Raw genomic sequence first — 20,159 nt, forward strand, 5'->3', positions numbered from 1 at the left:
CCTAGCGCGAGCCCAGGCTGGCAGCGTCGGCCGCCAATCGCCCGACTTCGTCGAGGCTGGCGCCCTTGGGCACGATCCATGTCCCGCCGACACACAGCACGGCGTCGAGGGCCAGCCATTCGGCCGCCGTTTCGCGGCGGATGCCGCCGGTCGGGCAAAAGCGGACGTTGCCGAACGGTCCGGCCAGCGCCTTGAGCGCGGACAGCCCGCCAGCCGCTTCGGCGGGGAAGAATTTGAAACGGTCGAAGCCGAGGTCCAGCCCGCGCATGATGTCGCCGGCCGTGGCCACGCCGGGCAGCAATGGCACATCCAGGGCGCGCGCCGCGCCGGCCACCGGTTCGGTCAGCCCGGGGGAAACGAGGAATTGACTGCCGGCGTCCCGGGCCGCCTTCGCCTGCTCGCCATCGAGCACGGTGCCCGCACCGACGATCGCACCGGGCACCCGGGCCATCGCCGCGATGGCGTCGAGCGCGCTGTCCGTGCGCAAGGTGATTTCGATGACCGGCAGGCCGGCGTGAACCAGCGCGTGCGCCAGCGCCGCCGGATCGTGGCTGCCGTCCAGCACCAGTACCGGGATCACCGGCGCGGCGCGCATGATGGCGTCGATGCCGGTCACGGATAGGCCTGCGCGAAAGCCGCGGCAGCGCCGTACAGGCCCGGCTGCGGATAGGTGATGAGCTTCACGGGGATCATTTCCATGCGTCGTTCGAACCGGCCCTTGGCGATGAACCGGTCGTCGAAACCCGACCGGTGCAGATGATCACGCAGCCGGAAGCCGAGCCCGCCGGCGATCACCACGCCCTTGGCGCCGTGGGCCAGCGCAAGGTCGCCGGTCACCGCGCCCAGCGCCAGGCAGAAGCGATCGAGCGCCGCGGCCGCCAGCGAGTCGGTACCTTCGAGCGCCATCGCCCACAGCGTCTTGTCGTCGGGCTGCGACACCGACCGGCCTTCGATCGCGCCCAGTGCATTGTAGATGTTGGTCAGGCCCGAACCGCTGACGATGCGTTCGACCGACACGCGGCGGAAACTGCGCCGCAAATGGTTGAGGATCTTGTCCTCGAGGCTGTCGAGCGGCGCATAGTCGACGTGCCCGCCCTCGGTCTCGATCACGCGCTTGGCGCCACCGTCGAGCAGCAATTGCGCGACGCCCAGCCCCGTACCCGGTCCGATCACCGTGATCACGCCCTCGTCCGGCAACGGCACGTCGGGCCCGCACACATGGGCGAAGTTGTCGGCCGACAGTTCGCCCACCGCATGCGCGACCGCACCGAAATCGTTGACGATGCGAAAGCGGTCGACGCCCAGCTTTTCCTTCATCAGCGCGCGGCGGATGACCCACGGATTGTTGGTCAGCTTGAGCAGTTCGCCGTCGACCGGTCCGGCGAAGGAGATCGCCAGTTCTTCGGGCAAATCGCCGCCGCTGCGCTTGCCGAATTCTTCCCACGCGGTCTGGAAGCTGGCGAATTCCGACGTCTTGAACGTGACGGGTTCCGAAAGCCCCGTGACCTTGCCGCCGTCGATCGTCGCCAGCGCGAACCGCGCGTGCGTCCCGCCGATGTCGGTAGTGACAATTCGCCTCATCCGCGGCGGCCCTCCTCGTCTTCCATGCACGCAAGCATCGCCGACCCGCCCTCTTCCGGCGTGCTGGCGAACTGGCGCATCATCGCGAACAATTCCCGCCCGGTGCCGCGCGGCGGCGGCGGTACGGGGACCAGGTCGCGGCTAGCAAGATCGACGCCGACGACGTCGAATCGGCCGGTGTCGGCCGATACGTGGACGATATCGCCATCGCGCAGCCGCGCCAGCGGCCCGCCAAGGCCGGCCTCCGGACTGGCATGGATGGCCGCGGGGATCTTGCCGCTGGCGCCGGACATGCGGCCGTCGGTGACCAGCGCAACCTTGTGCCCACGCCCCTGCAGCACGCCGAGCGTCGGCGTCAGCTTGTGCAGTTCCGGCATGCCGTTGGCATGCGCGCCCTGGAACCGGACGACGATGACGCAGTCGCGGTCCAGTTCGCCCGCCTTGAACGCTTCGAGCACGTCGAGCTGGTCGGCGAATACCCGTGCCGGCGCCTCAATCGTCCAGCGCGCCGGGTCGACCGCACTGGTCTTGAACAGGGCACGGCCAAGGCTGCCCGAAACCAGCCGCATGCCACCGTCGGCCAGGAACGGGTCGCCGACCGGGCGCAGGATTTCCGGATTGCGGGTCTCGTCCGGCTTCGTCCAGGCGAGCGTGTCGCCGTCGAGTGCCGGATTGCCTTCCCAGGCGCTGAAATCGTCCGCGCCCGCGGTCAGGATGTCGTCGTGGATCAGCCCCGCCGAGCGCAGTTCGGAAACGACGTAGGCAATGCCGCCGGCATAGTGGAAGTCGTTCACGTCGCCGGTGCCGTTGGGATAGATGCGGACGATCAGCGGGACGGCATCCGACAGCTCGTTGAAATCCTGCCAATCGATCAGGATCCCGGCTGCGCGGGCAATCGCCGGCAGGTGGATCGCGTGGTTGGTCGAGCCGCCGGTCGCGAGAAGCCCGACGATGGCGTTGACGATAGCGCGTTCGTCAACGCATTCGCCCAGCGGCCGCTGCCGATCGGGCGCCAGTGCGGCGAGCCGGTGCACCGCCGCCCGGGTCAGGGCCGTGCGCAGCGGCGTGTTGGGCGTGACGAACGCCGCATTGGGAATGTGCAGCCCCATCAGTTCCAGCAGCATCTGGTTCGAATTGGCCGTGCCGTAGAAGGTGCAGGTCCCGGGGGAATGGTAGCTGGCCGATTCCGATTCCAGCAGCTCCGCCCGGGTCGCCTTGCCGTCGGCGTACAGCTCGCGGACGCGCTGCTTTTCCTTGTTGGGCAGGCCGGTCGGCATCGGGCCGCTGGGCACGAACAAGGCCGGCAGGTGGCCGAAACGCAGCGCCCCGATCAGCAGGCCGGGGACGATCTTGTCGCAAATGCCAAGCAGCGCCATCGCTTCGAACATGCCGTGACTGAGCGCGATTGCGGTGCCCAGCGCGATCGTGTCGCGGCTGAACAGCGACAGGTCCATGCCCGACTGGCCCTGCGTGACCCCGTCGCACATCGCCGGAACGCCGCCCGCGACTTGCGCGGTCGCACCGACTTCGCGGGCGAAGATCTTCATCTGTTCCGGGAAACGCGCGTAGGGCTGATGCGCCGACAGCATGTCGTTATAGGCGGTGACGATGCCGATGTTCGGCCCGCGCATGTGGCTGATCGCCGGCTTGTCGCCTTCCGCCGCGGCAAAGCCGTGGGCGAAGTTGCCGCAGCTCAAGCGCGGCCGCGAGATGCCGCGCTCGGCCTCGTCGGCCATCAACTGCACATAACGGCCGCGGGTCGGACGCGACCGCTCGACGATCCGTTCGGTGACTTTGGCGATGCGCGGGTCGACGCTCATTCGGGACACCAATGGATTGTCACCGGATTGGTTGCGCCGGCCAGCACCTGTCCGATGGGCAGCGGCGAATCCGCGCCGTCGGCCAGCGCCGCTTCGATCAGTTCGCGCTTTCGTACCCCGGTAATCGACAGCAGGATGGATTGGGCCGCGCGGATGGAGCGTGCGGTCAGCGTCACCCGCGATACCGGCGCTTCGGCGGGAAGTTCTCCGGGCCGGACCGCAACGATGTGGCGTCCGTCCGGCGCATCGAGCGCATTGGCAAGGTCCGGCCCGGCGAAGATCGACGCGGTATGTCCGTCGGTGCCCATGCCCAGCCAGACGAGGTCGAGCGGCCAGGCCAGCGACTGGACGCGAATGTCCGCTTCGTTGCCGGCATCCGCATCGCCTGCCACGCGAGTCACCAGCGGCACGATCGTCGCGCCGACCGGCGCCAGCGAAGTGGACAAGGCAGCCGCATTGCTGAGCATGTGACCGGGCTCCACGATCCGTTCATCGGTGGGCAGGATGGTCACCTTGTCCCACGGCAGAGGCGTATCGCACAGCCGTTCGAAGACCGGGCGCGGCGTGGACCCGCCGGGAAAGGCAACCAGCGACTGCCCGCGAGCGTCGATGGCGGCGGCGATGATCGCTGCGACGTCGCCGGCGATGGCGGCGGTAAAGGCGGACTTGTCCGGGTGCAGCCGCAACTGCGGGTCAGTCATTCCAATCGACCCCGTGGCGGCCGACCAGCGCCTTGGCGGCCGGCGGTCCCCACGATCCCGCCGCATAGGGCTGCGGCCGGATGCCCGACGCTGCAAGCGACACGCGCAGCGCGTCGATCCAGCGCCATTGCGCTTCCACCTCGTCGCGGCGGACGAACAGCAGGGAATTGCCGTCGATCAAGTCGAGCAGCAGGCGTTCGTAGGCGATTCGGCGGCGCACGTCGGCGAACGCGTCGGCCCGGCCGATGCCGAGTTCCACTTCGCGCAACCGCATGCCGCCGAAATCGAGGCCCGGCACCTTGGCCATCAGTTCGAGCGTGATGTCTTCTTCCGGCTGGATCGAGATGATCAGCCGGTTGGACGTCGCATGGGCGCCGCCCGCTTCGAACATCGAATGCGGAACCTTCTTGAACTGGATGACGATTTCCGTGCGGCGGCTGGACAGTCGCTTGCCGGTGCGCAGGTAGAAAGGCACGCCGGCCCAGCGCCAATTGTCGATATTCACCTTCATCGCGATGAAGGTTTCGGTCATCGACGGCCCGCCCAGTTCGCTGACATAGGATGCCGCGCGCTGGCCGCCGATCTCGCCCTCGACGTACTGGCCGATGACAAGGTCGCTTTCGACCCGGTCCTGCGCGATCGGGCGCAGGGACTGCAGAATTTTCACCTTTTCGTTGCGCACCGCGTCGGCGTTGAAACTGGCCGGCGGCTCCATCGCCACCAGCGCCAGCAATTGCAGCATGTGGTTCTGCACCATGTCGCGCAGCGCACCGGTGCCGTCGTAATAATCGGCGCGGCCTTCCAGCCCGATCGTTTCCGCAATAGTGATCTGGACATGGTCGATGGTGCGCGCATTCCACAGCGGTTCGAAGATCGCGTTGGCGAAGCGCAGTGCAAGCAGGTTCTGGACGGTTTCCTTGCCCAGATAATGATCGATCCGGAAGATGTGGCTTTCCGGGAAGGCGGCGGCGACGGCGTCGTTGATCTCGTTGCTCGACGCGAGGCTGGTGCCCAGCGGCTTTTCGAGCGCCAGCCGGACACCCTCGCCTGACAGGCCCGCCGCGACCAGCCGCTCGATGGTCTGCTTGAACAAGGACGGCGCGGTCGACAGGAAGACGGCGATCTTGCCCGGATAGTCCCGCGCAAGCGCACCGAGCTTGTCCGCGGCGGCGGGATCGGTGGCGTCCATCGCCAGATAATCGATCCGCTGGACGAAGGCGCGCGCAGTGGCCTCGTCGTAGAATTCCGCGGGCAAATGCTCTTTCAGCGCGTCGACCACCTGATCGCGGAAGGCGGCCGTGTCGAGTTCGCTGCGCGCTGTGCCGACCAGCCGCAGCGTGGCATCGAGCAGCTTGTCGTGATGCAGCCCGTACAGCGACGGCCACAGCATCCGGCGCGCGAGGTCGCCGGTCGCGCCGAACATCAGCAATGTCGAAACCTGGTCCGTCATGCTTGCCGCTTTAGCCTTTGCGCTGGCGGGACGCAGCAGGTCTTCAATCCTGGGCCGGACGTCGTGCAAAGAAGCCGAAACCCGCGATGATCGCGTAACAGATGGCCGGAAGGATAAGCGCGAAGGCGAGGCTGCTGGCATCGGCCAGCGCGCCGTAAAGCGCCGGGATGATCGCGCCGCCGGCGATGGCGACGTTGATAATGCCCGATCCGTCCGCCGCCCGCGGCCCTAGCCGTTCGCAGGCGAGGCTGAAGATGGTCGGGAACATGATCGAGTTCATCAGGCCGACCGCGAGCAGCGAATAGCCCGACACCGTGCCGGTAGTGTTGGCCGAGATCGCGATCAGCACGATGGCGCCGATGGCGTTGAACGCCAGCACCATGCCCGGGCTGACCATGCGCAGCACCGCCGAGCCGATGAACCGGCCGATCAGCGCGCCGCCCCAGTAGAGCGAGATCAACTTGCCGGCGCTTTGTTCGGGCAGGGCCATTACGTCGGGCTGCATCAGGTAGCTGACGATGAAGCTGCCAATGGCGACTTCGGCACCGACGTACAGGAAGATGCAGGCCGCGCCGTAGCCGAAGCGGGCGCGCTTGAGCAGCGCCAGGCCTTCGGCCAGGCTGGTGGGATCGTGGCGTTCGCCCTTAAGCCGGTTGCGGAACAGCCAGACGGCCCCCGCGACCACCGCGAGCGCGATGGCGAGACCAAGATAGCCCTGGACGATGGCCTGCGTTTCGGCAGTGCGGTACGCGTCCAGTTCCGCGCCCGACAGCTGGTCGGCGGTGACCGTGGCCAGGCTGCCGAGGATGAGGATCGCGCCGAAATAAGGGAAGACGGTCGTGCCCAGGGAGTTGAACGCCTGTGCGAAGGTCAGCCGGCTATGCGTCGTTTTCTGCGGACCGAGCAGGCTGATCAGCGGATTGGCGACGATCTGCACCAGCACCACGCCGGTGGCGAGGATGAAGTAAGCGAACAGGAAGACGGCGAAGGTCGCCGTCTGGCTGGCTGGGATGAACAGCAGACAGCCGGCCATCATGGTCAGCAAGCCGGCGACAGCCCCGCGCATGTAGCCGATCTTCTTGACCAGCCGGGCGCCCGGGATGCCGACGACGGCATAAGCGATGAAGAAGCAGAACTGGACCAGGCTGGCTTCGAAATAGCTGAGGGTGAACAGCTCTTTCAGCTTGGGAATGATGACGTCGTTCAGGCTGGTGATGCCACCGAAGATGAAGAACAGCGCGAAGACGAAATAGTTGAGGCCCGGCGCATCGATCGCCTGCCCTTCCTTTTCGATCGGGTTCGGATCGGTGCTCGTCGCGACGTCAGGTGCCAAGGCCATGCTTCACTCCTCCCAAGCCGGACCGTTCAAAACGGTCCGGTACACGTGTCCTGCGCCGAAGTCGGCACGATACGCAGCGTCTGCAGTTCCAGCACGAACGGTCCGTTACTGCGAATCGTCAGCCGCGGGAACTTGCCGGTCGCGAAGCATTTGAGCGGAACTTGCGACGTTCGCCAACCCTTGCCGGCAGCCAGAGCGAAGGTCGACTGCAGGTCGACCTTTTCGCACCCGTCGCAATAGGCCGAGAGGACGACCGGAGCAGTCGGCGCATTGTCGACCTTGTAGCGCATTTCGAGCGCCGAGCCGGCCGGCAGGTCGCGCGGTTCGACCTTGAAGTGCAGGTCCATCGGCCCGGTCCAGCTGATGCGCCGGGCGTCCTCCTGCGTTTCGATATCGAACGGCGTGACGTTGAGGTTGGTCGCCGCGCCCGCGAGGTCGACGAGGTTGGTGTCGCCGCCGGTAGCGAACACGCCTTGGCGCAATCCGCGGTCGAACAGCACGTAACCCGGCTCGTCGCTGACCTTGGACAAGGCGCATTCGGTGTTGAGCGCGGGCACCGCCGGCGCCTGTGCATAGGTGCCGCCAAAGCCCAGCGGGAACAGCGTCGCCGCGCCCGGCTCGCAGCCCGCAGGCCAGGCGAAGGACAGGGTGCCGGAGAACTCGCGCGCTGGCCGGCCGTTGCGGCGGGACACGAGGACATCGGCAATGCCCGCGCCCTGCGACCCCGGCCACCAGGCGGCGACGAACGCATCCGACGCGGCCAGTTCCGGCCCGACGAACATCGGCCGTCCCGACAGGAATACCGACACGACCGGAATGCCGGCCGCCTTCAGCTTGGCGATCGTCGCCAGCCCTTCGCCGGTATAATCGAGGTTGGGACGGTCGCCCTGGAATTCGGCGTAGGGCTCTTCGCCGAAGACGACGACCGCGACGTCGGGCTTGGCGCGGTAGCTGCCGTCCGCCGACATCGCGGCGGTCCCGCCTGCTTCGCGCACCGCAGCGACAATACCGCCGCCAACCGTCTGCCCGTTGGGGAAGTCGGCCTTGGTCACGTCGCTGCCTTGCCAGCTGATCGTCCAGCCGCCGGATTGCATCGCCATGCTGTCGGCGCCCGGCCCGGTGACCAGCACCCGCGCACCGGCGCGGATCGGCAGAGCCGAGTCCTGATTCTTCAGTAGCACCAGCGATTTGGCGGCCGCTTCGCGTGCCAGCGCGAGATGCGCTGGAGCGCCAAGGTTCGCCGCGTTGGTTCGAACCACCGGCTGCGCGTCCATCAGCCCAAGCTTGTACTTGACCCGGATCACGCGCCGCGCCGCTTCTTCCAGGCGAGCCATCGGGATGGTCCCGTCGCGCACATGGGCGAGCGTCGAATCGAACAGGCCCTTCCAGCTGTCGGGCGCCATGTAGAGGTCGAGCCCGGCAAGCAGCGCCTGCGGGCAATCGGTGGTGGTGCAGCCCGGGATCTGCCCGTGACCGTTCCAGTCGCCGACGGTCAGCCCTTCGAAGCCGAGCGGCCCGCGCAGCACGTCGGTCAGCAAGCTTTTGTTGCCGTGATGCTTGACGCCCTGCCAGCTGGAAAAGCTAACCATGACCGTCAGCACGCCGGCGTCGATCGCCGGCTTGTACCCCGCGGCGTGGATGCGCACGAGTTCGGCTTCCGAGCCCTTGGCATCGCCCTGGTCCTTGCCATCGGCGGTCCCGCCGTCGGCCAGGAAATGCTTGGCCGTCGCGGCGACCTTGTCGACGGCCAGCGCCTGGCCGGAAATCAGCTTGCCCTGCAACCCTTCGACCATCGCCGTGCTGTAGGCGGCGACGAGGGCCGGGTCGGACGAATAGCCTTCATAGGCGCGGCCCCAGCGCACGTCCTGCGGCACGGCCAGCGTCGGCGCGAAAGTCCACGGAATGCCGGTCGCCCCGATTTCGAGCGCGGTGACTTCGCCGATGCGCCGCAACAGGTCCGTGTCGTGCGTCGCGCCAAGCCCGACGTTGTGCGGGAAGACGGTTGCGCTGGGGACGTTGGCATGGCCGTGGACGGCGTCGATCCCGAACAGCACCGGCACGCCCGCGCCGGCACTGCGCGACGCGGCGTCGAACGCCGCAGCCAGCTTCGCCCAGTCCGCGCCGCTGGCCCGTTCGTTGCCGTAGGGCCCGCTGTTGCCGCCGGCGAGGATCGACCCGACCGGATAAGCGGCGAGGTCGGACGGATTGATGGTGCTGATATCGCCCTGGATGACCTGGCCGACCTTTTGCTCGACCGTCATGCGCTGGAGAAGCGCGGTAATCTTGGCTTCGGTCGCGGCATCGGTAATCGCGGCCGGGCTTTTGGCGATCGGCCATGCGGCGGGGTTGGCGACACCGGCCTGGGTCGGTGCAGGCGCCGCGGCTTCGACCGGCGCGGGGGCGTCGACCGGCGCGGGGACCACGGCGACCGGCGGCGGGGCCGTCGTGCTGCATCCCGCGGTTGCCAGGAGCAGCGCCAGCGCCGCGCTCTTACCTATGGACATGTTCCTCCCCCAGAATTGTGAACGTTCCCATCGAACGCTCGCACGGGCCTTGCGACAGGTCAAGGAAGCCCCGCTCGATTTGATCGGTCAGGCCGCTTCCGCTTCATTCGCGCCGCAATAATTGGCGACATAATCCTCGTGGTTCGGAAGGCTTGCGACGGTCCGCTCGACGTTGCCGGAAATGCGGCCCAGCAACGTGTCCATCTCCTGGTCGGTCAGCTTTTCCGTCACCGGGTGGAAGGAGCGCGGCATGATGCCCTGCCCCATCATCACCTGCACCCAGCTGTTCTCGACGAACAATTCCTCGCGCTTGCGGAAGACCCGGCCGGTTTCGCGGAACAGGTCGATCTTGTGCTGCAGGCTGTCGGGAATTTCCATCAGCGCGCACTGCCGCCAGAACGCGCTGTCGCGGCGTTCGGTCGCCTTGTAATGCAGGATCAGGAAGTCGCGGATCTGCAGCATGTCGGTCATCTGCTGATCGTTGAACTCGGCAATGTCGCGTTCCGAAATCTCGCGAAGCGGAAGCATCTGGATCAGCCGCAGCACGGCGCGCTGGATAAGATGGATGCTGGTCGATTCAAGTGGCTCCATGAACCCAGACGACAGGCCGACGGCAATGCAATTTCCAAGCCATTGGCTGCGCCGCGCACCGGTCCTGAATTTCAGGAAGCTGGGCTCGGTCAGGGTTTCGCCCTCGATATTGCCGAGCAGCCGTTCGAGCGCCGCGTCGCGGTCGAGATACTGGCTGGCATAGACGATGCCGTTGCCGGTGCGATGCTGCAGCGGGATGCGCCATTGCCAGCCCGCGTCATGCGCCATCGCCCGCGTGTACGGCACCGGCGGGCCGACCGATTTGGTCTGGATCGCGATCGCCGAATCGCACGGCAGGTAATGCGTCCAGTCGTCATAGCCCGCGTGCAGCGCGCCTTCGATCAACAGCGCCCGGAAACCGGTGCAATCGACGAACAGATCGCCGTCGATCACGGTGCCCGATTCCAGCACGATCGACCGGATATTGCCGCTGTCGCCGTCGCGCTCGACGCGCTGGATCTTGCCTTCGACCCGCTTGGCGCCCTCGCGCTCCGCAAGCTCGCGCAGGAACTTCGCGTACAGGCTGGAATCCAGCTGGAACGCGTAATTCATCTTGTCATCGGGCAGGTGCGCGAACTTGCGCGCCCGAGCGGCCATCAGCTCCAGGCAATATTTGCCATATTCGTCGGCCTTGCCCATCTCCTGCCCGCGCATCCAGAAATGCCAGAAGCCCGCCGACCAATGGTCGGTCCCGGTAATGCCGAAGCTGTGGAAATAGCTTTCGCCGACGTCCTTCCAATTGTCGAACTGGATGCCGAGCTTGAAGGTCGCCTGCGTGGCCCGCATGAACTCGGCTTCGTTGATGCCGAGCAGGCGGTTGTACAGCACCAGCGGCGGGATCGTGCTTTCGCCGACGCCGACCGTGCCGATGGCATCGGATTCGACCAGCGTGATGTCGAGCACGTGGCCCAGCGTCTTGGCCAAGGCCGCCGCGGTCATCCACCCCGCGGTGCCGCCGCCGGCGACGACCACGCGGCGCAGCCGTTCGCCGCCGCTCACTGGCTCAACGCCCGCAACAGGTGGGCGCGGATGCGCCCGGCGTTTTCAGGCGTCAGCGTGCCATGAATGCCGCGCGCGCCTTCCGGAATGTGGGCGGCGGACCCGTCGGTATCGCCGAAGACATAGAAATCGAACATGGCCTTCAGCACTTCCTTCTGGCTGGGCGGGAGATCGCGGATGGCGAGGATGGCGTGGTTGAGCGCGTCTTCTGGCTTGCCAAGGTACGACGGCGCGTCGCTGAACCAGAAATTCACTAGGATGTTGAACGGCGACAGGCCTTCGACATGGTGCCACCACATGGACGGGATAAAGACCGCGTCGCCCGGCTCCAGCATTGCCACCTGCGCCGTCTCCAGCGCGTCGCGGAACCTCGGGAATTTCTCAAAGTCAGGGGCGTGCAGGTCGACCATGCTGACCGGCCGGCCGGCCGGGGTATTGTCGATCGGCCCCGGGTATAGATTGGCGAACTGGTCGGGCGGGAAGATGGTGAAGCGCCGCCGGCCCACCGCGCACACCGCGACATTGTTGGGCATGTCATTGTGCGCGGCAATACGCGTGCGCGTTCCGATCCAGATGCTCTCGATCGCCTTGCGCTCGCCAAGCGGCAGCGTGTTGGCCTCGCGCAGCCCCTCGAAATAGTCGCCCATGTCGATCGAGCCGAGGTAGATCAGCGGCGCGTCGGGCTTGTCCTCGTTGGCCGAGATGCCGCCGAGGATGGCGTCGAGCGGCCCGTTGGCCATCTGGAAGTTCATGCCCATTTCGGCGTTGTAGAACAGCCGTTCCCCGGCACCGGGCTGGCCGATGTTGACCGGGAATTTGCGGTCGCGCGCGCGGGCCACAAGATAGTCGCGCGCCACCTGCCCGCTGTCGAGACCGGCCCGGACCAACGGCCAGTCGGCGGCGATGCCCCGCATCACGAACGGCCGGTCGGCCTGCTCGATCCGCTGCGCAAGATCGGTCGCCACCACCCCTTCCTCGGCAACTGGCGGTAATCTATCGAAAATGGCGGCGGCTTCAGCCATTGACGCGGCGGCTCTTCCAATCGACCAGCTTGTTGAGGTTGGACAGAGACGCGATGGCCATGAACAGCGGCTCGAGATGGCCGCCCTTGTGCAGCTCGGCGATCTCGCCCGCGCCAAGTTCTGCCAGCCGATCCTCGTTGACCATGTGATAACCGACCATGCGGTGCTTGGCGCCGTCGTTGAGTTCGACGTCGAGCGAGAACGGCTCGAGCAATTCGTAGCGCTCCATCGCCGCGAAGAAATCCGGGCTGTTGCGATGCCCCTCGTCAAGCGCGCCGAGCATCCCGGCAATCCGGTCGAGATACGGGCTGGCAAGGCCGCTGTCGTCGAACAGCCGGGTACCTTCGCCGTCCGTCGACACCCGCGGGCTGTCCAGGTCGATATGGACCTGTCCCGGACCCTCGCCGCCGGCCGGGCGGCCGACCAGGAACGGCTGGATGGCCAGTGCCAGCGGCTTGTAGGTCGCGGACCATTCGCCGTCCGCCAGATAGAGGTTCTCGCCCTCCTCGAACCCCATCAGCGCAAGCGCCGAAAAGGCGCGGCTCTCGGCGTCGCGGCGGAACAGGATGGCGAATTCATTCTGCAGCCGGCGGAATTCGTCCGGCACGGTGAAGCAGGCCATGACTCCGTCGCCAAGCTCGGCCGACGAGTCCGTTTTGACGCGCAGGTCGCGATGCTCTTCCTTGGTGACGACGGCGTGATTGGTCATGCGGCGCTTTGCCTTTGCGGATCGGGTTGGGACGCACCGGCCAGCGCGTCGAAATAGGTACGGTTGGTGGGCAAGGCCGCGGCCAGCGCCCGCGCCTTCTGGTGAACCTGCCGAAGCTGCGCGGCAAGCGCATCGGGCACTGGCGGAAGTTGCGTGGGAAGCGCGCCGCCCATGCCGTAATAGACATATTGATAGCTTGCGGCCGGGAACATCTCCTCGGCCATCGGCAGGTCGCTGGTCGAAGGCGGCTGGTCGCGCCACAGCTCGATCAGGTCGCCAAGCCGCGCCGGCCACGTCGCCCGGTCGCGATGCTCCTGCCAATATGGCTCGCCTCGGCGGCTGAGCACGTAATGCAGCTTGAGAAATTCGACCACGCGTTGCCAGCGCAGCGTGAACAGCGCGTCGAACCGCTCCGCCAGGAACGGCATGCGCTCCCGGCTGGCGGGGAAGTTCGCTGTCAGCTGCCGGATCGACAGTTCGATCAGGACGATCGCCGATGCTTCGAGCGGCTCGACGAACCCGGCCGACAAGCCGACGGCCAGGCAATTGCCCCGCCAGAAGCTGGCGCGGTGGCCGGTCGGAAAGGCAATCAACCGCGCGGCCGCTGCATCCACGTCGGCACCGGGCACCGCCCGTGCGACATAATCGGCAAGGATGGCGCGGGCCCGCGCCTCGTCGAGATGGCGTGACGAATAAACGCAGCCGATGCCCCGGCGCGACGGCAGCGCGATATCCCACAGCCACCCGGCCTCGTGCGCGGTGCCGATGGTATGCGATGCGATCGGCGAACCGGCATCAACCGGCACTTGCAGCGCTAGCGCGCGGTCGTTGAACAGATTGCCGGAAAGGTCGGTCCAGCCGGCCTTGCAATGCCCTTCGATCAGCAGCGCGCGCAGCCCCGTGCAATCCAGGAACAGGTCTCCCGCGATCCGCCCCCCGCCCGCGGTCCGCAGCGCTTCGATCCAGCCGTCCGCCCCCTCGACCTGCTCGATGCGGTCGGCGACGTGCCGCACGCCAAGCCCCTCGACCGCCCGCTCCCGAAGCGCGCCGGCAAGCTTGGACGCGTCGAGATGGTAGGCATAGTTCACCGCGCCGGCATAGGCGGGCATCCCCCTCTGTCGCGGGGCAAGGTCAGCGTCGCACAGCGCCGGCTGCGGCGACATCGCCGCGGCAAAGTCCGCTTCGCCCGACGCGGCCCATGCAGCGGCCAGCTCGGCTGGGTCCGGCCAGGCGGGCGGCGGAGTGAACGGGTGGTGATAGGAATCGCCGGGCGCGCCGGTGGTCCAGCCGTCGAAGCGCGAACCCTGTTTGAACGCGCCGTCGCAGCGCCGCAGGAAATGCGCCTCGTCGAGGCCGATCGCGGCAAGCGTCTCGCGCATCGTCGGCCAGGTGCCTTCGCCCACCCCGATGGTCGGGATGTCGGGCGCCTCAATCAGCGTGATGGCGAGCCCGCGGCCCGTCTTCGCCGACCACGACGCAAGCAGGCAGGCGGACAGCCAGCCGGCGGTCCCGCCGCCGGCGATGACGATCCGCTTGACCGGCGCTGTCATGCCTTTGCCTCGTGCCTCTCCGTTATCGGCCCGCGGCCAGAGCGACGACCGCGAACGGTCGCCACTCTGGCACGGGAGAGAGGGGAGTTAAACCTTAGCCGCGTTCCGGCGCAGGCGGCGGCGGCGGTGGCGGTGGCGGCGGTGCCGCACACACTTCCGTCGCCAGGATCACCGTGCCGTCGGGGCAGGTCTGCGTTGCCGGGGCCGCGGGCGGCGGCGGCGGCGGGATATATGCCGGCGGCGGCGGTGCGGCATTGCCACCGAAGGTCATGCGCAGGCCCAGTGCGTAGCGCGAGTAACCAGGTGCCGCGAAGAACACCGTCTGGTCGTTGCGCATGTGGCCGCGGCGGTCTTCGTTGGTCACGTTGATGCCTTCGAAGAACGCGGTCAGCCCCCGGCGGAACTCGTAGCTCGCGCTGACGTCCCACTGGCCGTACGGATCGATGTAGAACGGATCGAGGCCGTATCCGGACAGGAAGCCGTCGCGCCAGTTGTACGCGACGCGGGCCTGGATGCCGTTCTTGTCGTAGAACAGCACCGCGTTGGCACTGTCGCTAACACCCGTGATCGCGAACTGCGTGGTCGTGTAGGGCAGCGCGTTGTTGTACTTCGTGTTGCTGTTCACGATCGTGTAGTTGAGGATCGCGCCGAAACCGGTGTTCCAGAAGCTGTGCTGAAGCGCGAACTCGAAGCCGTGGATCTTGGCTTTCTGATCGCTGTTGGCCGGCTGCTGGTAAATGAACGGAACCAGCGGATCGTTTGGCGTTGCAAGAATACCGATCGGTTCGCCTGCGGCATTGCGCAGGATAAGTTCCGGATTGTTCGCAGCGACATATTCGACGATCGAGTCGATTTCTGGCGTCGGATTGTCCGTGCTGTCGAATAACGGTGCGTTGTCCCCGAGCGCGGCCTGCGCAGCGAGAACTGCTGCACCTTCCGCCGGATTACGCAGGTCGAACAACGGCGTGATCGTCGTCGTCTGGCCGATAAAGTTGCTGACCGTCTTGTGGAAAAAACCAGCCGACGCATAGCTTTCCCGGCCGTAATACCATTCGGCCGACAAATCCCAGTTCTTCGACTTGTACGGAAGCAGTCCGGGGTTGCCGCTGCTCGCCGTGCTGCCGCCGTTCGGACGCAGCGGCGGGGAGACGGTGATGCCGCCCTGCAAGCTGGCGTAGTCCGGCCGGGTGATGGTGTGGCTGTAGGCGCCGCGCACCTTCACGTTGCGGATCGGTTCGATGTCGAAATCGATCGCCGGCAGCCAGTTCTTGTAGCTGCCCTTGAGCGTGGTGAAATCGGCCTGCCCGCTATCAAGGATGCCGATTTCATTCTGTGCCGCCCAGAAGGTGTTACCCGGGACGGGCACAAGCGCCGACGAGGTAATGCGCGTTTTTTCATAGCGCAGGCCAAGGCGCAGGTGCGCCGGCGATGCGCCGAGATCGAACGTGTGCGTCGACTGAATGTACGGCGCGATCGTCTTTTCGCGAATGCGCCGGTCGGTGGTGTATTCGGCCAGACAGCCGGTACCGGTCGGCGTACCTGAAACAGGCGCGGTACAAATGCCGAGTTCACCCTGAAGCAGCGCAATCAGCCCTTCGGTGTCGATGTCGAAATAGCTGGGAATGATCGCCGGATCGTTCGACCCGCTCATGCCCGACAGGTTTTCCGGCAGGTTGACCATTTCGTACAGGCTGTCCGGCGTCTCGTCCGCGCTGAGTGTACCGCCCCAGGAGTCGGTCTGCAGGAAGCCGTAGGCCGTGCGCACCTTGTTGTCGGTGCTCGTGACGCCGAAGTCGAGGCTTTCGATGAAGCTCGCGTCGAAGTCATAGTGACCGCGACCCGAAATCTCGTTGATTCGGTCCTTCATGTAAGCGTTGCGGAACGCGTTGCCCGACGGACGGATGTTGCTCGCGGTAATTTCCGAACCCGGATACATGTCGACCGAAATCACCGGCATGTCGGTGGTGAAATCGACAGTCTGCTGCTGCACGCCGAAGATGGCGCTGCCGACGGCAATATTGCTGCCGTACGGCGACGTCGGCTTGCTGACCGCGGTCGAATGGTGCGCGTCGAGTTCCAGCTTCAACCGGCCGAGATCGTATAGCAGGTTGCCGCCGAGCGACTTGTTAATGTTGCGGTTCGCGGCAAGCGCGCCGGTGATCGCAAGATCCTTGCCCGGGCCGAACACTTCCGAATAGAAATTCGGGCCCGCCGCCGGACCGTCGGTCCAGCTGCTCGACGTGGCCGAATGGTTGAACCACACACCGATGCTGTTGGTGCGCGCGTCCAGCGTGTTCTGCGAGAAGGTGTAGTCGATCAACGCGGTGAGCGCGTCGGTCGGCCTGAGCTGCAGCACGGCCTGGCCGTTGATCCGCTCGCGGTCGATGTTGATGAAGTCGTAGGCCGCGTTCTGGGTGACCTGATAGGTCTCGCCCGGACCCGGCCGGTTTTCGACGTTGTTGACGCTGCCGCACCAGTCGTTGGCGTTGATCGGCAGACCGCCCCAGGTACCGTCGGCGCAGCTTTGCGACCCGTCATAGCCTTCGCGCCAGCCGGCGTTGAACTGCGCCAGGTCGGCCTTGCGCCGGGAATAGTTGCCGGACAGCAAAACGCCGACGCGATCGTCGGCGAAAGTGTTGCTGATGATGCCCGAGACTTCCGGCGTAATGTGCGTTCCTTCAAACGCATGATCCATTACGCCCTTGACGGAAATGCTGCCCTGCAGCCCGTCGCGGTCGAGCGGTCGCGGCGTACGGATGTTGATGACCGAGCCGATACCGCCGGTGGGCAACGTGGCCCGGCCGGACTTGTACACTTCGACGGCCGCAATGCCTTCCGAAGCGAGGTTGGCGAAGTCGAAGCTGCGCGACGCCGGCGCGCTGCAGCAATCGCCGAGCGTCGAGGCCGGCATCTGGCGGCCGTTGAGTAGGACGAGGTTGAAGTCCGGACCGAAGCCGCGGACCGTGACCTTGGACCCCTCGCCGTTCGACCGGTCGATCGAGACGCCGGTGATACGCTGCAGCGATTCGGCGAGGTTGGTGTCGGGGAACTTGCCGATGTCTTCGGCCGAAATCGCGTCGACGACACCTTGCGAGTTACGCTTGATGTTCATCGCATCGCGCAGCGAGCGGCGGATGCCGGTGACGACGATCGCCTCGTCCGCGGTAACCGGCGGAACGGCGTCGGCTTCGGCCTCATTCTGAGTCGAACCCGCTTCGCCAGCGGTGGCTTGCGGCGCAGCATCCTGCGCGAACGCAGTTTGCGGCAAAGCACAAATAGCCAGCGTCGAAGCGCCGAGCATCAGATGTGACAGGAACGGTCGAATTGGTGTGGACACGTTCACACACTCCCCCCTCAAAAAATCGTGTGAACGTTCACAATCTTTGATTAGGTAAGGGGTGTCAACCCGAATTGTGACGGGCATGCTGCACCTGTTCGGGAAGTGTAACCGGCGCGCAACTAAAGCGCCGGCGATGCTATCCCCGGCGCGCGGTATTTGCCATTGAAACGCGAGTCAGGAGGGTAGGAATTTGGCAGCACGCGCGATCACGATCGAAGATGTCGCACGCATGTCGGGCGTGTCGCGCCAGACGGTGTCGCGAGTCCTCAACGACCATCCCAATGTGCGCGACGAAGTGCGCGAACGCGTGCGCAGCGCGATCAGTAGCCTGGGTTATGCGCCGAACCTTGCTGCACGCCGCATGGGCGGAGCGAAGTCCTACCTGATCATGGCGATCAACGACCGCCAGCGGACGCTTGAGAATTGGGAGGCGGAACGCGGCAACGACTGGGTCGACCAGATGCTGCGCGGCGGCATGCTGGCGTGCGAAGCGAACGGTTATCACATGCTGTTCGAACTAATCGATACGGACGAGCGCGCCGTCACGCGACTGTCGGAAATCCTGTCGAGCCTGCGCCCCGACGGCATCGTCCTAACTCCGCCGCACAGTGAAAATTCGGACCTTTGGGAATTGCTGGAAAGCCGCAACTGTCCGTTCGTCGTGCTGAACACGCCGGTGCACGACGACATGCTGCAGGCCGGCATGGACGAACGCGCCGCCGCGGTCAGCGCGACCCGGCACCTGACCGACCTGGGGCATCGGCGCATCGCTTTCCTGTCCGGCCGCCGCGACTATGGGAATACCAGCCTCCGCGTCGACGGCTTCCTCAGCGAAGTCGAACGCGTCGGCGGTGAAACGCTGGTCGAACTGGCCGACTTCAGTTTCGACACGGCGGCCCGGGTCACCACCGAATGGCTCGAATCCGGCGCACCGCCGTCCGCGATCATCGCGGAAAACGACGAGATGGCATTCGCCGTGCTGCACGTCGCCAACCTGCTCGACATCAAGGTGCCGGAGCAATTGTCGGTAATGAGTTTCGAAGACACGCCGGGCGTTCGCTTCAGCGTCCCGCCGCTAACCGCGATCCGTCAGCCGACTGCGGCGATCGTCGCCTGCGCGTGCGACATGCTGATGACCGTGGCCGAGGGCAAGACCGTCGAACCCCACCATGTCCTGCCGTTCGAACTGATCGTCCGCGATTCCACCGCGCGATACGCAGCCGCTTGACCGACCGTGCCATCGGGCCCCGCTACATCGCCGCTTCGTTCGGCGCGCATTGCGCGTTCCTGCCGCTACTGACGTTTGTCGTTCCCGTCAGGGTCGAGGCCCTGTCCGACGAGCCGGTCTACCTGCTCAGCCTGCTGCTCATCATCGGCGCGCTTACCGCGAGCATTGCTAATATCGCGGCAGGCTATGCATCTGATACGCTGATGGCCCGCCGCGGCAGCCGGAGGGGGATGGCCACGGTTGGCCTTGCCGCGACCGCAGCGGCGCTGGTCGCCTTTGCGTTCGCGCAATCCTTCGCGCAGCTCGTCGCCGCGCTGATTGTCTTTCAGCTCGCCTTCAACGCGATGTTCGCGCCGCTGATCGCGGTCCTGGCCGACCATGTCCCCGATAATCGCAAGGGGGTGACCGCGGCATGGCTCAACTTCGCGCTGCCGGCCGGAACGGTCGCGACCGCTGCGGCGGCGGCGGCGGCCCCATTGCTCGGCGACCTGTTGATGCCTGCAATCGCGGCGACGGTAAGCGCCTTGATCCTGCCGTTCCTGTTCGCTTGGCCGGCACCGCTTCAGCCTGCAACCGCAGCGGCGGAAGAAGAGCCGATGGCGCAACCGCCGCTGCGCCGGGACTTTCTTTTCGCGTGGATCGCACGGCTGTGCATCCAGTTCGGCGCGGTGATCGTCCTGTCCTATCTCTACCTTTATATCGGCGAATTCGGGGCGGGTGCGGCGGCGGCGCGGCCGATGCTGGCCAAGCTCAGCCTTTACGCCAGCCCGTTTGCCCTTGCCGCCTGCCTGTACCTCGCGCGTCGCTCGGACCTTGTCGGCAAGCGCAAGGCGATACTGACGGTGACGAGCCTGGCGATCGCAGCCGCCCTGTTGCTGCTGGTCTTGGCCAAGGTGTGGATCGCCGCGCTCGCGGGCTACACCATTTTCCTTGCCGGGCTGACCGTGTTCCTGGCGCTTGACTCCGCGCTGGTGGCGGAATTGCTGCGCGGCACCGACAAGCGTGGCGGAGCGCTGGGATGGATGAATCTGACCAACACGCTACCCTCCATCGCCGCGCCGACCCTGACCATCGGCCTTTCGGTGACCGCGCCGGATCCCGACATCATCAGGCTGGCCTTGATGGTCGCCGGTGCGCTGGCGCTCGTCAGTGCGGTCTGCGTGAGCCGGATTGCTTCGGTTCGCTAGGCACGCGCAAGACCGCCGGCCGCCGTCGAAGACGCCCTCACAGACACCTGGAGTCCGTAACGCAGGATCGCCGCCGCCCCGGGGGACGACGGCGATTTTGTTGCACGCTTGCGCGCGCCTGGGTCAGTTCAAATCAGG

Annotated in this window: 14 protein-coding genes; 2 read left to right on the top strand and 12 right to left on the bottom strand. The window is 66.1% G+C overall.

The genetic code is table 11. From position 1 onward, the window contains the following. Position 1: 1 nt before the first annotated feature. The 12 genes from eda to H8M03_RS06420 form a co-directional block, all read right to left on the bottom strand. Complete coding sequence (gene eda, locus H8M03_RS06365; protein WP_187478656.1) at positions 2 to 616, bottom strand: bifunctional 4-hydroxy-2-oxoglutarate aldolase/2-dehydro-3-deoxy-phosphogluconate aldolase; 615 nt, start codon at positions 614 to 616, stop codon at positions 2 to 4. Beyond that, positions 613 to 1,581 carry a glucokinase gene (locus tag H8M03_RS06370; RefSeq protein WP_187478657.1) on the bottom strand — a complete coding sequence of 323 codons (969 nt, stop codon included), beginning with the start codon at positions 1,579 to 1,581 and terminating at the stop codon, positions 613 to 615. The genes eda and H8M03_RS06370 overlap by 4 nt, the downstream gene beginning before the upstream one ends. Continuing rightward, the gene (gene edd, locus H8M03_RS06375) at positions 1,578 to 3,401 is read right to left on the bottom strand and encodes a phosphogluconate dehydratase (protein WP_187478658.1); all 1,824 of its coding nucleotides are present in this window, start codon (positions 3,399 to 3,401) and stop codon (positions 1,578 to 1,580) included. Before edd ends, H8M03_RS06370 begins: the two co-directional genes overlap by 4 nt. Beyond that, a complete protein-coding gene (gene pgl / locus H8M03_RS06380; protein ID WP_187478659.1) occupies positions 3,398 to 4,102 on the bottom strand; it encodes a 6-phosphogluconolactonase in 705 nt (234 codons plus the stop codon). The genes edd and pgl overlap by 4 nt, the downstream gene beginning before the upstream one ends. Further along, complete coding sequence (gene zwf, locus H8M03_RS06385; RefSeq protein ID WP_246448757.1) at positions 4,095 to 5,552, bottom strand: glucose-6-phosphate dehydrogenase; 1,458 nt, start codon at positions 5,550 to 5,552, stop codon at positions 4,095 to 4,097. Before zwf ends, pgl begins: the two co-directional genes overlap by 8 nt. A 43-nt stretch (positions 5,553 to 5,595) precedes the next feature. Then, positions 5,596 to 6,891: a sugar MFS transporter gene (locus H8M03_RS06390; RefSeq protein ID WP_187478661.1), complete on the bottom strand. Its 1,296-nt coding sequence runs from the start codon at positions 6,889 to 6,891 to the stop codon at positions 5,596 to 5,598. 26 nt (positions 6,892 to 6,917) lie between these two features. Beyond that, positions 6,918 to 9,395, bottom strand: a complete 2,478-nt coding sequence (locus tag H8M03_RS06395) for a glycoside hydrolase family 3 protein (RefSeq protein WP_187478662.1) — start codon at positions 9,393 to 9,395, stop codon at positions 6,918 to 6,920. A gap of 87 nt (positions 9,396 to 9,482) precedes the next feature. Next, positions 9,483 to 10,925, bottom strand: coding sequence for a tryptophan halogenase family protein (locus H8M03_RS06400; RefSeq protein ID WP_187480972.1), 1,443 nt, complete (start codon positions 10,923 to 10,925; stop codon positions 9,483 to 9,485). A 56-nt stretch (positions 10,926 to 10,981) separates the two neighbouring features. Further along, on the bottom strand, positions 10,982 to 12,007 hold the full coding sequence (locus H8M03_RS06405; RefSeq protein WP_187478663.1) for a cupin-like domain-containing protein: 1,026 nt from the start codon (positions 12,005 to 12,007) through the stop codon (positions 10,982 to 10,984). Next, positions 12,000 to 12,716 carry a SapC family protein gene (locus tag H8M03_RS06410; protein WP_187478664.1) on the bottom strand — a complete coding sequence of 239 codons (717 nt, stop codon included), beginning with the start codon at positions 12,714 to 12,716 and terminating at the stop codon, positions 12,000 to 12,002. Before H8M03_RS06410 ends, H8M03_RS06405 begins: the two co-directional genes overlap by 8 nt. Next, entirely contained in the window at positions 12,713 to 14,266 is a 1,554-nt protein-coding gene (locus H8M03_RS06415) for a tryptophan halogenase family protein (protein WP_187478665.1), read from the bottom strand. Before H8M03_RS06415 ends, H8M03_RS06410 begins: the two co-directional genes overlap by 4 nt. 94 nt (positions 14,267 to 14,360) lie before the next feature. Continuing rightward, positions 14,361 to 17,567 (bottom strand): TonB-dependent receptor, encoded by a 3,207-nt coding sequence (locus H8M03_RS06420; protein WP_222931856.1) that lies wholly within the window; start codon positions 17,565 to 17,567, stop codon positions 14,361 to 14,363. 229 nt (positions 17,568 to 17,796) lie between these two features. Between H8M03_RS06420 and H8M03_RS06425 the strand changes: the two genes are divergently transcribed. After that, positions 17,797 to 18,834, top strand: a complete 1,038-nt coding sequence (locus tag H8M03_RS06425) for a LacI family DNA-binding transcriptional regulator (RefSeq protein WP_246448758.1) — start codon at positions 17,797 to 17,799, stop codon at positions 18,832 to 18,834. Then, positions 18,831 to 20,021 carry an MFS transporter gene (locus H8M03_RS06430; protein ID WP_187478666.1) on the top strand — a complete coding sequence of 397 codons (1,191 nt, stop codon included), beginning with the start codon at positions 18,831 to 18,833 and terminating at the stop codon, positions 20,019 to 20,021. Before H8M03_RS06425 ends, H8M03_RS06430 begins: the two co-directional genes overlap by 4 nt. Positions 20,022 to 20,159 lie beyond the last annotated feature (138 nt).

Origin of the sequence: Sphingomonas sabuli (assembly GCF_014352855.1) — a bacterium.
GTDB classification, from domain to species: domain Bacteria; phylum Pseudomonadota; class Alphaproteobacteria; order Sphingomonadales; family Sphingomonadaceae; genus Sphingomicrobium; species Sphingomicrobium sabuli.

Bases quoted from the DNA above. Each gene is read 5' to 3' on its own strand.
- H8M03_RS06410 (WP_187478664.1), bottom strand. From the start codon at position 12,716: ATGACCAATCACGCCGTCGTCACCAAGGAAGAGCATCGCGACCTGCGC.
- pgl (WP_187478659.1), bottom strand. From the start codon at position 4,102: ATGACTGACCCGCAGTTGCGGCTGCACCCGGACAAGTCCGCCTTTACC.
- H8M03_RS06415 (WP_187478665.1), bottom strand. From the start codon at position 14,266: ATGACAGCGCCGGTCAAGCGGATCGTCATCGCCGGCGGCGGGACCGCC.
- H8M03_RS06370 (WP_187478657.1), bottom strand. From the start codon at position 1,581: ATGAGGCGAATTGTCACTACCGACATCGGCGGGACGCACGCGCGGTTC.
- H8M03_RS06395 (WP_187478662.1), bottom strand. From the start codon at position 9,395: ATGTCCATAGGTAAGAGCGCGGCGCTGGCGCTGCTCCTGGCAACCGCG.
- H8M03_RS06420 (WP_222931856.1), bottom strand. From the start codon at position 17,567: ATGCTCGGCGCTTCGACGCTGGCTATTTGTGCTTTGCCGCAAACTGCG.
- edd (WP_187478658.1), bottom strand. From the start codon at position 3,401: ATGAGCGTCGACCCGCGCATCGCCAAAGTCACCGAACGGATCGTCGAG.
- H8M03_RS06405 (WP_187478663.1), bottom strand. From the start codon at position 12,007: ATGGCTGAAGCCGCCGCCATTTTCGATAGATTACCGCCAGTTGCCGAG.
- H8M03_RS06390 (WP_187478661.1), bottom strand. From the start codon at position 6,891: ATGGCCTTGGCACCTGACGTCGCGACGAGCACCGATCCGAACCCGATC.
- H8M03_RS06400 (WP_187480972.1), bottom strand. From the start codon at position 10,925: ATGACCGCGGCGGCCTTGGCCAAGACGCTGGGCCACGTGCTCGACATC.
- zwf (WP_246448757.1), bottom strand. From the start codon at position 5,552: ATGACGGACCAGGTTTCGACATTGCTGATGTTCGGCGCGACCGGCGAC.